General features: G+C 62.0%; 6 protein-coding genes. All 6 read right to left on the bottom strand.

From position 1 onward, the window contains the following. Window positions 1-6: 6 nt before the first annotated feature. The 6 genes from dpdJ to dpdE are packed head-to-tail and all read right to left on the bottom strand — an operon-like array spanning window position 7 to window position 14765. On the bottom strand, window positions 7-4395 hold the full coding sequence (gene dpdJ / locus ACOGW9_RS15180; protein WP_419912726.1) for a protein DpdJ: 4389 nt from the start codon (window positions 4393-4395) through the stop codon (window positions 7-9). A 13-nt stretch (window positions 4396-4408) separates the two neighbouring features. After that, a complete protein-coding gene (locus ACOGW9_RS15175; protein ID WP_419912724.1) occupies window positions 4409-5146 on the bottom strand; it encodes a hypothetical protein in 738 nt (245 codons plus the stop codon). Next, complete coding sequence (gene dpdH / locus ACOGW9_RS15170; protein WP_419912722.1) at window positions 5143-8160, bottom strand: protein DpdH; 3018 nt, start codon at window positions 8158-8160, stop codon at window positions 5143-5145. Before dpdH ends, ACOGW9_RS15175 begins: the two co-directional genes overlap by 4 nt. Next, entirely contained in the window at window positions 8157-9080 is a 924-nt protein-coding gene (gene dpdG, locus ACOGW9_RS15165) for a protein DpdG (RefSeq protein ID WP_419912720.1), read from the bottom strand. The genes dpdH and dpdG overlap by 4 nt, the downstream gene beginning before the upstream one ends. An 11-nt stretch (window positions 9081-9091) precedes the next feature. Then, window positions 9092-11698, bottom strand: a complete 2607-nt coding sequence (dpdF, locus tag ACOGW9_RS15160) for a protein DpdF (RefSeq protein WP_419912718.1) — start codon at window positions 11696-11698, stop codon at window positions 9092-9094. Further along, window positions 11667-14765: a protein DpdE gene (gene dpdE, locus ACOGW9_RS15155; RefSeq protein WP_419913101.1), complete on the bottom strand. Its 3099-nt coding sequence runs from the start codon at window positions 14763-14765 to the stop codon at window positions 11667-11669. The genes dpdF and dpdE overlap by 32 nt, the downstream gene beginning before the upstream one ends. Window positions 14766-14776: the final 11 nt, after the last annotated feature.

Genomic DNA, 14776 nt, shown 5'->3' with positions numbered 1-14776 from the left:
TGACGGTCATTGCTGCGCCTCCCGCAGGTCCACCATCAGCCGCACACCGGCGGCCGAGCGCTCGACTCCCACCACCCGCGGATAGAACTCGAGCACGCCGACCACCGTCGGCGCCGCCATCAACTGACCGATGGTCTGCGACGCACCTTGATCGTCGGCACAGTGCACCACGGCGGCGCCAAGCTTCCGCAGGTGGCCATCCAGCCGATCTCGCCATGATTCCTCGTCGAAATCGACTGCTGGTGGCGGTACCACCACCAAATGCTCCACCAGCAGACGCTCGGTCGAGGGCAGTTCCGCGTAAGGGCTGTACGCCGCGAGGCTGGCGGAGCGAAGCCGTCCACCGCGTGGCCACAACAGCCCCACCAATTGGCCTACGGCCCAGTCGTCGCCATCGGAGCCTCCGGTGACAATCGCGGCGAGCGCGACCCGAACGTTGCGCTGCTGAGCCGCCAAGAAGGCGAATACTCGTAGCTCGATCTCGATCCCGAGGTCCGACTCAAGACGATCCCACCTCTCCAGAAGGTCCGTGCACAGGCGTTCCACCGCTTCGTCACTGCCGGGGCGCAGTAGCCGCGTTGCCAGCGCCCCTAGGGTCGACTGGTCGACATCGATGCCGTGCGCGAAGAGCGCCGACCGCAGACGTGCCCATGCCTCAGTCACCGACCGGAGACCGTCGGCGCTGCGGACGCTGCCAATCTCCTCTCGGAACCCGCCTCGGCGCCGTTCTTCGAGAAAGAGCCGCAGATTCGAGTCCACGCGCTCACCTTCACTCGGCCCCAGGATGCTCGAGACCACCGCCCAGAAGCTGCGCGGGTCCTCGTTGATGCGATCCACCACCGCTTCGATGACCCCAGTGCCGCCGGGCTGATCCTCGGAGATGGTGATCTCGGCAATCGGTTCATCGGCCCGCCCCGACTCAAGGTCCAGATCAGGCCGCAGGTCTTCCACATCGAGGTCTGGGCATGTCGCCTGCATCGCTTCGATGAGTCCGGCAGCCACTGTGGATGCGAACCGGCCCTGTACCCAAGTCAGAGCGGTGGCAGGCACCGGTCGAGCGAGCGCTGCGAGGTGTTGGCACAGTCGTGCCAGCAGCTCGGCATCATCGAGCGCCGATTCGACATCGGCGACCAAGCGCGGCGCATTGTCCACCGAATCAGTGCCGTTCTCAGTCCAGCCTGCGGCTGATTCGTCATCGGAATCCGAGTACTCCGGGGCATAGACAGCGCCGAATACCGAACGCGCCGCTTCTGCCATCGATGATCGAAGTTGCTGCGCCTGTGGCAGGCGAAGCTCGGCCGGGCCACCGCCCGCGCTCGCAGTTACCACCGCTGATACAGCCAACTGCACCAGCCATTTCCGGAGAAACACAGACGGTGCACCGGCAATGATGGCTGGGTCTGTGCATACCAAGTGCTCGAAGTATGCGGTGCGGAGCGCCCGATCAAGCCCAAGGTCGCCGCCATGCGGCATCTCAGATGGCAGCCGAAGCCTCACTCGAACGGCGTCCACATCCATGGCGAACCCGACCGCGGCATCACTGCCGTCGACGGTGACTGAATGCTCAGTGGGAGCAACCTGGGTGGCGTCTCGTCGCTCGACTTCGAATGTGCACCCGTATCGCCAGACGGTCAACGGCGAGCGACCACGGTGAGTATGCGCTTCCACTCGAGTGACATGCTGTGCCCATTGATTCCCTTCGGGCATGTCGAGCACCGCGGGAGTTCCGTGGGCCTGAAATGCCACCTTCCAGTGCCAACGTCCGTAGGCGGTGTCAGGTGTGTTGCCCGCAGGTGCCACCAAAGCGATCTCCCGCGGCTGCACGATCACGTGCTTCACGCCCGGCGCGTCACCCACCTCAAGCCAGTCGTCGCAGAAGTCCTCAACGGCCAATGAGCGTTCCGCGGGCGGAGGCGGCTTGACCCACAGGCGCTGGAAGCGGCCCCGCAGTGCGTAGCGATAACTCACCCGTCCAGGTGCGTGCTCTCGCATCGCCTGCGCGATCGGCACGGTGTCGACCTCGCTTGATTCCCCGTTCTCTTCTCGTCGCCGCAGTTGCACCTCCGGTGTCTGGAGCTTCGAGAACAACGCTTGCGGCAAGAAGTCGTTCATCGGATCGGTCCCTTGCCGGCCGTGCGTGTCGCCAGCGGGATGGAGTGCAGCCTGAAGGCGCCGAATGATCGTGGGCAGCACGGTCGTGACAATCGCGCGGGGGTGATCCCACAGCACCGCTTGCACCTCGACGTCATCCAAGCGCAGGGCGCGGCCCAGTTCTCTGCCCATCTGCTCGATTCGCTCTGGCTTCAGGAGATCGCGTGCCTCGCGAAGCACTCGCTCTGCCTGGCTGGCTTTCGAAGCGCTAGGCCCATGCTTGAGCAGGTTGCGGATGGCCACGCCGCCGCAGGCCATCGACAGATGGTCCAGCAGCCACCAGGTGGCCTGCATCTTGAGGATGACACGGTTTCGCAGCGGCAGACGCACCGACTCAAGTCGAGGGTCGAACAGCGCCTCGTAGGACTCGAAGGCCAGACGGTCCCGTCCGTAGTCCGACAGCACCACGGCAGTCCACGGGCGCATTGACGGGTCGCGTCCGGCCCGTCCGCGACGTTGCAGGAACTGTGCACCATCGCGAGGTGCCTTGTGCTGTATCACGGCACCCACTTCAGGGTCGTCGAAACCGACCTCCAGCGACGCCGTCGCCACTACGACATCGCTGTCCTGGTCCACCCCGGAGTCCTGCGAGGTGGTTCGCCCCACCCGCACCAACTTGTCGAGCGTCTTGAGTGCCTCCGCCGCCGACCACATCTGGCCTTCGTCGTAGCGGCCGCCGTCTGCGCCTTCGCTTGATCGCAGCAGCGCCAAGCTGCCGCGAGCCTTGCGGTCAACGCCATTCGCGGTCCAGCCCTCAGCATCGGTCAACTGCGAATACAGGCGATTGACCACATCGAGATGGTCGGTGAAGACGAAAACGCGCGAGCCGAACGCGCCCGAACTCGGCTGCCCGGGCGAGTGGTCAAGCATTCGGCGCAGCAGCATCGTGACTTGAATCGTCGTGGACAGCAGCGCTGTCTGCGATGCGGGGTCACCTCGCAGCGCCAACAGGTACTCGCGCCCCGCCTCCTGCATCTGATCCTCGGCCGGGCGCACGACGTGGACATTGCCTGCCTCAGCCCCGATGAGCTCAGAGAAGAAGCCGGCGGGATCGGCCAGCGTGGCCGACAGGCCAACGACATGTCCGGGATCCTCCATCGCTGCAAGCCAGCGCCGGATCAGGTTTGCCACTTGTGCGCCATGGGTGCTGGAGTAGGTGTGCATTTCGTCCAGCAACACGAAATCCGGTGAGCGGCGCGCATCTCCCACGAACAGCTTGCGGCGGCGGGTATCGCCAAGGTTCCTGTTGACCATCTCCGTGGTGGTGAACAGGATTTCCGGAGGCTGTGATTGAAGTTCGTTGCGAGTGAACACCAGACGTGTCACGTCAGCCGAACACTTGACACAGCGGAGCAAACGGCCCCGCTTGTCCGTCTCGGGCCACACAAGTTCGCCGTCGCAGCCGTCACGGAGGCACTTCAAGAACGGTGCCACCAAGGCGCCCTCGCGAGTTTTCCACTGTCGTCTAGGGTTCCGCCGCGCATCGTCGCGGCCGTCAGGAGTTGCGCCGTAGAGCACCCCGACGTTTATCTGCCCCGCGTCTGACTCATCGAGTGCAGCGATGGTCTCCAAGCATGCGCGCAACTGGTCACGCAGCAACTCCACACGCGGATAGATGGCAACGACGCGCGGCACACCGACGGGTCGAGGGTTGGCAACCATATGTGCGAGTGCGGGCACATAGAACGCCAACGTCTTGCCAGCGCCCGTACCAGCAGCAATACAGGTGCCCCCGCGCCGACCGGCGCGTGCCAAGAGCCCCTCGGCCGCCTCCAGTTGAAATTCCGACGCGTGGCGATTGCCGAAGATCGCCCGGACGACTCGTTCATGCTCAGGTCGCCAATCATCTGCGAGCCGACCAGCCAGTCGGCTCACAGCGCTGTCCACACTGAGTTCGCGTCTCGGCACCGACCGGGCACGAGACAAGAACCTCAGATCCGACACGAGGCTCGGCGCGTTGCGCCAGTCGCGTCCGTGGAACCACTGTCGCAAACTGGCGGCCAAGCGCACAGTCTCAGCCATGCGCGTGCGATATTGCGTACGGATCATCCCCTGTCCGAACACCAAGCCTGAGCGTTCCAACTCGTCGAGAAGATCCTCGGGATCAACGGAGGGATCGAACTTCTCGAGCAAGTTGAGCAGTTCATCCTCAGCCAGCGATCCGGTCGTCACGCCCCACGACAGCAGCGGCAACTCACTGGCCTCCAGTTCGCCAAGAAGGGCCAACAAGCGCTCACTGGTCATCTGCACTGCCTCATCAGTACCGACGGACCACGAATTCGCCCAGCACGGCCGCCTGTCGCAATGAGATCAGCATTTCCTCAGTCAAGTCTTCCAAGGGAAAGCCGTCCTCGGAAGCCGCTCGTTCGAGCACCATCTGCACTTGGGGCGGCAACTCCGCTTGCGCTCGCTTCAGTTCTTCGAGCAGTGATCGCAGTTCACCGCCGAGTTCCCGTAGCCGCACCACGCAAGCCTCAAGGCCATCAGCTTCGAGTCCTGTCTGTATCGATCCGAGATCACGCATCGGGTTCCTGCCGATTGCAGTCTGGATCTGAGACGCAATGCGCCTCGCTCGGGTTACCTTGACCGGAGGCCCGGCCAAGCCCTGCAGGCCGTCCTCGCCGATCAGCGCCGACATATCCTCAAAAGCTGTCTTCCACGCCGATTGTGCCCACCTCGCGAGCCGATCCTCAGTCTTCTCTGTCGATCTGAGCAGGGTCACAGCAGCTTGTTGCTGCACTGCTGCTGCGTTGTACTGCGTCAGTGCGGATCTGAAGCCGCCGACCGCTTTGCGCAGGTGCGTCGCGTTCAACCTCGGCCGTTCATCCAGCCCGAGCACATCGCTCAGCGTCACAAGCATTTTGAGGAAAGCAATACGGTCACGCAGTTGCGACAGCAGTTCCGAAGCCTGGTGCTGCAATTCCAAATGTTGGTCGTCGCGCTGCGAAGTATCAACACGTAGTTTCAGCGAGCCAGCACGCTCATAGATGTTCATCGCGTAACATCGCTAGCGGCATTGAGCAGGCTCGTCAGTTCTTGTTCGATGGCCGCAACGGTCGTTACCAGACCGTCGGAAGCACCTGTTTCAGTTGATCGTGCAGACAGATTCCTCTCAATGGTGTCCATCATGCCTACCGCTCGCTTGACAAACTGGTGTGCGACACTCACGTCTCTCGGCTTCTCGCCGGAGAGGATCTGGATGCGTTTTGTGAAAGTGCACTCGGCATTAATCGCTTTGGTGGTATCGCGAAGTGAACGCAACACTCGGTCGGACCCGGCGTTGAGCGTCCCGATGTCGGCCAAAGTGTCAAGATCCTCGAAGCGACCTGCTCGCAGCGCTGCGGCATGGAGTTCTTTCACTGCTTCCGACTGTTGCTCAAATGTCTGGCCGCCCTCAAGCATTGGCGCGGCACCCTTCACATCGTCGCACAGGCGTTGCCACTCCACCTCGACCGCGCGACTGGCTGCGCGAAGAAGGCGGACAACAGCTGCATCCGGTGAAGCCATGTCTTCGCCGTCGAGTCGTTCCACAACTTTCTGGACGTGCGGCAACATTTGATCTGCTCGCAATGCCCGGACCGCACCTGTCGTTCCACGAGATTCGCCAAAATATGCCTCTGCCATTGGCCGCAGCCTCAAGAATTCTTCTTCAGCTTTGGCGACTGCCTCCGCCCACTCGGGCGAACGATGGTCACGATCGGTGAACTCCATCGGTTTGCAAAACATGAGACTCAAGTAATCACTTGGTCGTTGAGCGCCAGCACAGGTGCCGAGCACGAGCGATGCCACCACGAGGCCCTCGACAGCTACGGATGACTCCAGTGCCGCGATGCTGTATAGCGCAGAAGTCGTGCTCTCAGTCCACTCTTCAAGGTGTTGTGCCAACGCGCGGCGGCGCTCGTCGTCGTACGGGTCGTCCGCTTGGAGACCTGCGCCATGAACGATCAGTCCAGAGATTGCGACCGCCGTCGCAGCGTCGCGTCTCACCTTAATGATCGCCTCCGCTGGGTCGCCTTGCGCAGTCAACGTTCCCTCGATATGGATGGCACGATCAGGCTTGAAGTGCCTATCGACCAGTTCACCACCGAGGTGAAGTGGAGTTTCGTCCAAATCAATCGTATCCAAGACAGCGCGATGAATAAACTTCTTCAGGTCATTGGTAACTCGAAGACTGAGATCCTTCTGTTGGCCGGTCCAAGCCTCTAACTCGCGAAATGCACGCTGCCTGTTCGGCTTCAGTCGTTCCTCGAATGCTACCATAGTAGGTTTCTCTGACCGGCTACGGTTAGTGGGTTGCTCACTCGCGTGATTCTGGACCGTATTCCGCCGCTTGCCACCCATTTCTGGCTTACTTGGTGACGGCGCCATGCCGAAAGCCTCGAGCACCATTGACTCAATATCGAGGCGATCTTTGGCCCAGTAGCGCAGTAGCGTGGCACGTCTTTCGGCTTCACCACCATACTCAGACCGCAGGCGTTCTACGATTTCTGGACGCACTGGAATGCTGCTGCTGTCGAATTCCGTCAAGAGTTCTTCCGAGGGAAACGACGCCGACTCGAGTTCTACCATGCTCAGCGGGAGGAGTTTCTCGATCATCATTTTGACTACTTGGCGAGGATCAAATCGCAACGTCGAGAGACAATCGACGAGTCGGTCGACGGCAACCTGATTAAATGGGTACAACCCATAACCCTCGCTGCTCGCCCCAAAACCAGCGTGGCACGTCTCATGGTGGTCGCATGTATGACATGCGTTCTCCAGTGGAACAGCATCAGTGTGCCGTGCCCAATCAGCCTCCAGCTTCTGAGGATCTATTCGACATGCATTAAGGTAGCGACCCAAGAACGAGAGGACTTCATCCGGTTCGATTCCATCAGTTCCGTATGTGGAATCCAACCAGTATGCGTCATCGCATCGCGTGCGCACAGTGTCAAGGTTGTCAAAGTGACCCCGAGTAATGGCAAAGAGAACTCTCAAGTTGCAGAGTTCCCCGCCAGCAGACGACGCCGACTCCACTATCGCGTCGAGAAACTCTCGTTCGACACCGTGCAACACCGTAAGATCTTCGATGAACAGCACTAGTTCTTTGCCTTGTTTTCGTATCTCGCGGCGAATGTCCCGGAATACCGCAACAAGATCAATACTGTTCGACAGGAACACTCGCTTGACGGCCTGCGGCAACGCATCATTGATGATCTCTAATGCCACGCGGCGCATATCAGGAATGTTGCTCATGCTCAAGAGCGTGTTTCTCGCCCTAGGAGTTACATCGCCGATATCGTCAAACGTTAATGGCAGATCGCTTCCCGCAATATGCACGGCATCGTCGTCGAGGCCGTCGTCATCTTGTCGCCCGCTTTGCGCGAGTCCGATCAAGCGCGGGATGACGGCACCCGGGGAAGTGAAGCGCTGCCGGACTATCGGGTCGTGAAATATGTCTGGCAGGGTTGCACGAAGTTTGTCTCGCAGCTGGGCATCGTGCCGATCTGGATCGGTTTGACCAGTCGGTTCCTCTGCGACGATCAACGCGAGCTCATCCAGCAGCCGCTGCCCGAGCGTCTCGTCACTCTCGGAATGTGCAGGCGCCAACTCCAATGCCTCACGCGCTGCGTCAATTGTCGGCCCGTGCATCCCCGTTATCACCAAGTCCACTACGCGCCGAATGCTGGTCTGATTCTTTGGGAGATAACGGGTTTCCCACTCGGAAGTGTCACGCGTCTGCTCGTACACCCAGCGGACCAGGTGCGACTTGCCAGTGCCAGATCCACCGACGATCGGGATGAGCCGATAGCCGTCCGGGCCGATGGCGCTGCGCAGCGCATCGACCACCTCATGCTCCTCGACTAGTAGGCCTTCTGGCTCCCTTCCCAATTCGATCCGCCCGCGCCTAGCCCGCAGAGGGTGATGGACAGCCCGAAAGTGGCCCGGTAGAAGCGATGCGGCGTCCCGCGGCGCAGACGCCAAGACAGCGGCGTCCGACCAGCAAACGAAATTGACGAAATCGCTCACGACATGGCTTCCAAGCTGACGTGCGACACGGTCGTGCCGTCAGACAGCGTCAGCTTCTCTGTGTCAGCGTGATCCTCCAATCGGATACGACCCTCGGTTCCGAGCCGCTTCAAGACTTCGGTAGTGGCGAAGCTGAGCCGCCCATCGCCCTCAGGCGGGTCAGCTCGATGGGCATTGACGAATTTCCTGTACTCGCCAGTCTCCATTACCGGGAGACACCGACCCAGCGCGTGAACGAACGCCGGGCCGTCGAGCACCTTCGCCCCCTCGAAGACGTCCGGAAGCACATCGCGTACCGCACGCGTCGGGTCCGGTATCAGGTCGCCCGAAGGCGATAGCCAGCAGAAGCCAAGCGCGCAGGACCAACGGCGAAACGTCCGCCATCGCGTGTCGTTGGCGATGGGCCAACCGGCCGCGCCATCGCCCTCTTCATCATCAGCGTCACGGCCAGCAGCGTGACGCCTGCCGAAATCAGTTGTCTGCAAGTCGGCGGCGTCGCGTTTCCCGCCCTCATAGCCTGTTGGTGCGGCTGAGGCGGGAAACTGCAGAAACCAAGCCAATGCGTTTGTCAGGTCACGGGCACCTTTCTGGCTGCCCCACTCGGCCGTGTTGAGTTCCGGCGCCAATACGCTGCGGCGAATATACGAGGCCATCGCCTGCGCGCTGTCGCCCGCCGGCTTGCGCACCTCAGGCATCAACTGAACGTCGTCGCCCTCGATGGTGACAAGGCCCAACTCGCGCGCACAGGACAGGTTGACTGCGACATCGTTCTGGTGCTTGCCATCCTTCGACAGGCCAGTCGGTGCCAATACATCCAGCAACCGGTCCTGCTGCTCACGTTGCCCGCGACAGGCTGCCAAATATCCAGTGATGATGACCAAGACGCTCACGCGCAGTTCGGGGGGGTTCAGCAGGGCCACGCTCTCGCCTCCTACAGCAGCCGTTCTATCTCTGACACCGAGCGCGCGCCGTCACACTCGTGCAACCGCAAACCGGTTTGCCCAGCCCGCGCGTTCCGGCGGCCGAGCACCATGTACAGGTCGGACCGCCCGCTCCCATCCAACCAAGATTGAGGCACGGCCTCGTTGTCGCAAACGAGCAGCGTCGGCACGCCGACTTCCCACAGCGGCTCAAAGTCGTCGTCTGTGCTGACCGCCACAGGCCACTGAGTTGACGACACCTGCGAGACGGCGTCGGCCAACTCGTCGGCGCGGCCAGTTGGCACTACGGCCAGGCCGATGCCCGCTGCGGTAGCCAGTCTCCCGACAATCCGCCTGAGCTTGCGTGGCGACTCAAGCTCGGCAGAATCAGCCCATACGATCAGCCGAGGACCATATCGTCCGGGCGACGCCAGATCTCTCAGTCTCGAACCCGGATGGCGGATGCGGATCGCCCGAGCAATTGGCGATGTCGGCGGCGTATGGCGACGCCCGGTGCGCCGGCAAGAAAGACACCTGCCGCAACTCCAACCGCACGCCGTGGCCAGTTCGTCCGGTGACTCGATGGTGTAGTTCCTCGCAATCAACTCGCCTGTGCAGTGATCGCCCGACAACGCCGCCACGAGGCCGGCCCATCCATCACGTCCTACTGACAGCCGCTCCTGCCGAATCGTCTCCACGGTGACCTGCCAGAAGCCGTCGGTTTGATGGTCGCCGCGCAACAACTGGACCGGCAACCAACCCTGCGCTTGGCCAGTCTTCCCGTCCTCGCCACCGGCAGTGTCGACGGCACTGAATTCCCATTCCAGCGCACCCGCTCGCACCATCATGCTCAGCGCCGCAAGATTCCATGACTCGTTGTAGTCGCTGTGCTTCGACACATTGCCAGGCACGGCCGTCGTGGGTACTCGCAGCACGTTGTTGTCGCGCGAAACCGCCGCGGCCGCCATCTTGTTCCATCTGTCGCGAGCCTTCTCGACAGTCAAGATGTTCGGTGACGCCATTCGTGCACCCACTTCGCGGTCAGCCTCGGTAGGCAATACCAAGGACACCACCGGACGGCCGTCACGCCCGCCGCGCCCTACCTCTTGGTAGTACCGGTCCAATGTCTCCGGCATGCACGCATGCACCACCGTACGGATGTCAGGAATATCGATTCCTAAGCCGAACGCCGATGTGGCGAACACCACATCGACGGATGCCGGTTCCGGCGAATCGTCGCGTAGGGCTCGCAACACGTGCTCACGGTGAGACGATGGCGACCCACCGTCCACCACAGCCGTGCGCTTGAAGCCGTGCTGCAGACTGAGTCTCTCTAGACGGCGAGGCGTCAGTGCCCCCGGCCGTGCGGCGCCCTCGTCCCGCAAGGTGGTGTAGACGATCGCTGGGCGAGGCAGGTGCCGCAGAGCTTCCAGCACACGGTCGGTACGGGCACTTGCCGACGCAGTCCGTGCTGCCCAATAGACGGGTTCGGCCCGCACGACCGGTGCTGCGACCTGCAGGAACGGGCCTGGCTGTCCAAACAGCGACTCCAACAGGCGCAAAGTCGACTCGGTGATGGTGGCACTGGCAAGCACCGTTCGCGCCGGTGGATGGCCGCCTGCCTGGGCTTCTTTAACGAGGCGGTTCCGCAAGCCTGCGAGCAACTGGAAATGCGGGCGGAAGTCGTCTCCCCAGGACGCCACGATGTGCGCTTCGTCCACCGCGAGCACAGCGAGCCGACCGCCTTGGGCCAGGCCGATGAGCGCGTCTGCCAACGATGTCACCAGCGCTTCAGGATTCGTGAACAGAATTGGTTGGTCACCGTTGCGCAACCGGTCCCGGAACGCCCGCTTGTCCTGAGGAGGCAGATCGCCGTAGTACGCCGTGGGCGGTGCCGAAGGGTGCTGCTGCTCGTAGCGATGCTGTTGGTCGAGCGCGAGCGCCACCGTTGGCACCACAACCGCCGATGTCTGACCGCGTTGCGCCGCATGCACCGCGGGCGCCAGCAATGCCAGCGTCTTGCCACCTCCCGTGGGCAGGTTCACGACCAAGGTGCTCCCAGGTGGCGCTACCAGAGCGCTGCGTACCGCGTTCCGCTGCCCGGGTGAGCGGTAGGTCTTGAAGTCACTGTCGAGCAGTTGCAGGAAAGGGTCGGCGCGTACCGACTCGTCGAGTCGGACCTGCGCTGCGCCTGAGACTTCGTGGTCGACTGGGTGCTCGGATGCTCCGTCCAGCCAGACGGGTGACCACGGCTCGGCCCAGATGCGCGTCCTTTCGTTGGGCTGCGAGTACGACGCGCTCAGCCCGAAGAGCGACCAGTCGAACTCCTGCCCAAAGGTCAGACTGCGTGGCACGTCGAGCCATGCGCGTGCTGCCGGAAGGCCTTCGACCGCCCCAAGTGAGCTATCGAGTGCCGCAGTTCGGTTCACATCATCACAACGCAGCACCTGGCGCAACAACACAGCTATATCCGCTGATCCTGTCCGACCTGTCGTGATTCCCGCAAGAGCGCTCGAAAGCCGTTCCGAGGGTTCAGCGTCAGTCTGGTCAGACCACCGGTCGAGCGCCTCCTGAGCTGCAGCGAGGCTATGCACCGGCAGATCGCATTCTGGCTGCATCACCGCAGAGCATCACGCCACATCCCAATACATCGCCGACGACCTCAAGTCGTTCCGGTACCGCGGAGGCCAGTCGCTCGAAGCCGGCACATTGACTGGCCGCGCCGCTGTGGCCTGCTGCAAATCGGGCACGCAGCACCGTTAACCGATCCTCGACTGCCTCCGACATTGCAGCAGCCGCGACGATGGGTACCTCGCTGAAGGTCGAACGCTGCTGCAGCACAGCTCTCGCGTGTTCAAGGCCCCTTGAACAGATCGTGCCCCAGTCGAGGTGGGCAGTCAGCGCCGCAAACCGCTCGGGATCCGACATCAGATTGCGATCGCCCCGCGTGTGGCTGAATGGGCGCGTACCTTCTGCGTCTGTCATCTCGGTACCGCCCAGTCGCACCACCACACTTTCCGCGACCGGCGGCATCGCCGCTTCGACGGTCGCTGTCAACCAATTCACTAGGCCAACCTCGGTCGCCACGTCCCTCAATCGGGCGTTATCCCCAGCTCGGACGAGGAAATCGGTTCGCAACAGCGGTACCGGAGGCCAGACTCCACTCGCCGGCCGCCAGAACGCGAACGCTATGCCCCGGTCGGTGCACTGCAGATGCTCGGCAATGGCGTCCAGCAGGCGATGGCCCGCTCGCACGATTGGGCGGTGGTGACGCACTGCAGCCGCCCGCGTCAGGGCCAGTTCTTCCTCGTACCACTGCGCTATTGCCCGCTCTAACTCGAAAGGCACCTGCAGCCGTGGTTTGCGGGCAATGCGGAGCGTGCCTTCGTGGGGCTTCGTCAACCGTGCGCCGACTCCCTCGAGCCATGTCGTCAGCGCAGACGCCATCGTTCGGTCCGCATCCGCTGAACGAACCCGCTTGTTCACTTGATCGTGCTCGCCGACGGCAGCATCGAGTGAGTCATGCGCGGCGATGCGCCGAGACTCCTCCGCCAGCGCCTGCTTGCGCTCTGACACGTCTGTGGTCAGCGCATTGGCACCATCGCCCAGTACTCGCTGCAGCATCGACGCTTCCTCATCCGCTAGCGCGTACTGGAGCGATGACACCGATCGATCAAAAACGGCGCACACATCACGCAGATGCACCAACCAGTTCCGGGCCAAGGCCTGCTCGCCGTACATCACCACCACCGACTCCACCGGCAGATCATCGACGGTGACGAACCGGTCACATCGCCCGATGCGTTGCTCTACTCGAAAGGCCTCCCACGGCAAGTCCAAATGAACGACGACGCTCGCTGTCTGGAGGTTGATGCCCTCCTCGGCGCTGGAGTCGCATACGAGCACCCGGCAATGCGGTTGTGACCTCCACCGCTCCACTGCCTCGAACTGCTCGGCGCGCGACTGGTGATCAAGATGCGTCGCTACGCGGTGTTCCCCACGACGATGCACGAGGGCATCCGCGACAGCGTTGGCGACCGATGAGAATGAGGAGACCGCCACGACTTTGCCGCGGTCTTTAGAGATGGCCAGACGGTCCAACGCCACGGCGAGGCGATCAATCACTGCAGGCTCATAGGCCTGAAGTTCTCGCCGCCAGTGATCTCCTTGAGTAGAGAGCCACGTGCCCAACAGCGAATCTGACGATGCCTGCATGGGGGATCGCGCCGAATCAGCGAGTTCCAGCAATGCCGTCGGCGGCGAACCGCAAGCCTCAGCCATCCGTGCGAACGCTGCTACGGCCTGAGCCTCATCGATCAGGCCGGACTCTGCCTGTTCCGCCAAGAAGATGCGGAATCCGTCCGCCAAACTGCCGCGCAACCGGCCGGTCTCATCCGGTACCTCGAGTACGAAGGATTCGGCGCACCAGCGTCCGCGTACTTCAAAGTGCTCTTCAATTTTGCGCGAACGCCTCGTGCGCAGCAGACGGTGATGCAATCGGTAGGTCTGCGACAGATGGTCGCGGAGGCGTCGCACTGCAGGTGAGCGCTCGTCGTCGGCACACTCGACGGCGTGTTGCGCCAGTGAACCCAGCGCGGCATCGTGCGGGAGCATCTTTGTCAATTGCTCGGCATACAACGAGACTTCGAAACTGTCTAGTTCGTATGTCAGCGCCTGGTACATCAGCGCAACCTGATCTCGCAGTCGCACCCTCTGAACAAACGACTCGCTGTCGTCAAGCGAGTAGTTCCCTGGGTCCAGCAGGTTCAGTAGGTCGAGGAATGCAGCCTCGTTCGACCTCACCGGCGTAGCTGACAGCAGCAGCACCGATGCGGCGCCATAAGCCAATGCTCGCATGCGATTGAATCGTTCCCCCGAGCCGCCAACTTGGCGAGTTAGGCGATGCGCTTCATCGACAACGAGCATGTGAACGCCGCTGCGCGGCCATGTACTCCAGTCATCGTGGGCTCTGATCATCACGGTGCTGCGAAGAGCAACGTCAAGATGGAACTTGCTGCTCAGTTCGCTCGCCCACTGTTCGCGCAGGTGCTCCGGAGCGAGAATCAACACGGACTGACATGGATCAGCACGCACGCAACGCGCGATCAGCGCACCCGCTTCGATGGTCTTGCCCAAGCCGACTTCGTCGGCCAAGAGGTAGCGCCGAGTCGTGTCAGCGGACACCGTCCGTACCACCGTCATCTGATGGTCATGCAACTCCGCAGACGACAGAAACAGGTCCTCGACCCCGCGTGCCGCGGCGGACTGGCGCTGCCACTGAGCAATGAGGTCTACCCGCGATCTGTAGGTGACGGGATTGTCGCCACCCAGGACTGCGAGCCATTCGAATGGATCATCGACAGGCAGCAGCCAACGCACTTCGAAGTCTTCGACCGAGAGGATGGCCCCCTCCTGCCTCGGAAAGCTAATTGCGTATCGTCCATCTCTGTCGGGATGTTCACTGTCGATGCGTCCGAACTTCCATCTGGCGCCGTCACGTAAATACACTCGAGTATGAGGCGTCAGTGATGCCGGCTCTATGGCTGTCCATTCAATCGATTGATATACATAGGGATGCTGCGAAGGACCCTTGAAGAACTGCACTTTCGCACATTCTGAGTCGATCGCAGCGACTCGTCCGATTCCATACGGCTCGCCAGTGTCGACCAGCGTGCCGACGATCATCTTCCCCATTT

The organism is Candidatus Poriferisodalis sp. (genome assembly GCF_965203655.1).
Classification (GTDB): Bacteria; Actinomycetota; Acidimicrobiia; order Acidimicrobiales; family Poriferisodalaceae; genus Poriferisodalis.
This window is presented reverse-complemented; position numbering and strand designations above follow the sequence as displayed.

Excerpts from the sequence above, each read along its gene's own strand:
- dpdE (WP_419913101.1), bottom strand. The coding sequence starts at position 14,765 with ATGATCGTCGGCACGCTGGTCGACACTGGCGAGCCGTATGGAATCGGA.
- dpdJ (WP_419912726.1), bottom strand. The coding sequence starts at position 4,395 with ATGACCAGTGAGCGCTTGTTGGCCCTTCTTGGCGAACTGGAGGCCAGT.
- ACOGW9_RS15175 (WP_419912724.1), bottom strand. The coding sequence starts at position 5,146 with ATGAACATCTATGAGCGTGCTGGCTCGCTGAAACTACGTGTTGATACT.
- dpdF (WP_419912718.1), bottom strand. The coding sequence starts at position 11,698 with ATGCAGCCAGAATGCGATCTGCCGGTGCATAGCCTCGCTGCAGCTCAG.